This window comes from Shewanella sp. GutDb-MelDb (assembly GCF_002836075.1).
GTDB lineage: Bacteria > Pseudomonadota > Gammaproteobacteria > Enterobacterales > Shewanellaceae > Shewanella.
Genome location: NZ_PJBM01000075.1, coordinates 1 through 1,600, shown reverse-complemented (window position 1 = coordinate 1,600; position 1,600 = coordinate 1). Strand labels below are relative to the sequence as shown.

Annotated in this window: 2 protein-coding genes; both read right to left on the bottom strand. The window is 42.3% G+C overall.

Annotated elements, in window-relative coordinates; genetic code table 11:
- Positions 1-242 precede the first annotated feature (242 nt).
- A complete protein-coding gene (locus CXF82_RS01375) occupies positions 243-692 on the bottom strand; it encodes a DUF1842 domain-containing protein (protein WP_102038094.1) in 450 nt (149 codons plus the stop codon).
- Between the two features lie 377 nt (positions 693-1,069).
- The coding region (locus tag CXF82_RS01370) for a methyl-accepting chemotaxis protein (RefSeq protein ID WP_257982707.1) at positions 1,070-1,600 on the bottom strand (531 nt) is incomplete at its 5' end.

Sequence of the window (1,600 nt, the reverse complement as noted above, 5' to 3'; positions counted from 1 at the left end):
TGGCCATGTTATCTATCTACCGATGCAGAAAAAGCCCAGCTCAAGCAGATGTTTTATCTGCAGAGTTATTAACTCTTCCAGTTAACTCTATTGGAATTGAAACGCAGCATTAGCTGCGTTTTTTGTGGCCGCGTTCAAAATATGCCATTAATGATTGGTTCCAGAGAGGGTTGTTTGACCTGCTTGTTAACTCATCTAAGGGTATAAATAGCTCACAATAGCCCTCTCTTAGAACCACTACTTTATACTAGTGTTTTCTTCGCATATTCTTTTGTTACTTCAGCCAGCTTTGATATAGGTAATGACTCTGATAGTTCTACTTTTGCAATATCACAATCATGCCATTCACCATTGTCCAAGTATTGAAAACTAGCACTACCTGACTGCCAATTGTCTGCCAGTGACATTCTTATCTTGGTATTCTCTACACCATTAAGGCTAATGCCATCCAACACAACAAGAATATTGCACGATGCCATAGTGCACATATACGACCATTCACCGCTGAGCTTAGATAAAACATTTACAGGCTTCGCTGTTGCCTGAAAGACTCTACCAAATCCAGTCACCTGTTTACCTGCAACATGCAGGTCGACATGCAGTGAGACACCACCCGGTAAATGGTTGGTGATGAGGTAAGATACGTTGAATACACCTTGTAGCTGTTCTTGTGAGCTTTGTAATTGAGTCATGTGATAATTCCTTTTCTGATTGTCTGTAAAGTGTCCATTTCTACATACCAGTTTAAATGACTACCAAGTCCTTCAAACTGATGTCGCTATAAAGACTAGAACAATCGATAGAATTAACCTTCTGATTATATTCCGGTGTTATTTAATATTTTTTTAGCTTTTAAATCAGCTGGATACACTTTATAAAAAGGTGTGTCTTCTAAGACACATGAGGGTTTTTCTGGGTCTAGCCATCAAATATTGAAGCGTGATTAAAGGCTAGTTTAGCGTTCCATTTTTAACCAATGATAATGGCTGGCCATGTTATCTACTCTCGTTACCCACCAATAAAAAGGGAAGCGATAAGCTTCCCTTTTTATTGCGCCGGCTCTTAGCCTCTATACCTTAAACTGTCCAACCAAACGCCCGAGAGTATCGCCTTCTTGAGTCAGCTTGTGGCTCACTCCAGAAGTACTTTGGCTCGAACTCATTAACTCGTTGACGATATCCTGAATCGTAAACACGTTACGGTTAATCTCTTCAGTCACTGAGCTTTGCTCCGTTGCTGCGGTTGCTATCTGAGTACTCATATCATTAATCGATGTTACGGCCGATGTCACCGCGCCAAGGCTCTCAGAGATGGCTCTGGACGACTCAACCGAACGTAAACAGCTCTGCTGACTTGCATCCATGGTACTTACAGCCAATGACACTAAATTGTGAAGCTCACTCAGCATTTCGTTAATTTCCAAGGTACTGGTCTGAGTCCTGCTGGCTAAGCTGCGCACTTCATCGGCAACCACGGCAAATCCTCGACCCTGCTCACCGGCCCTCGCCGCCTCAATGGCTGCATTTAACGCCAATAGATTCGTTTGCTCGGCAATACCACCAATCACAGTCAATACACTGTTAATTTTCTGAGATTGTTC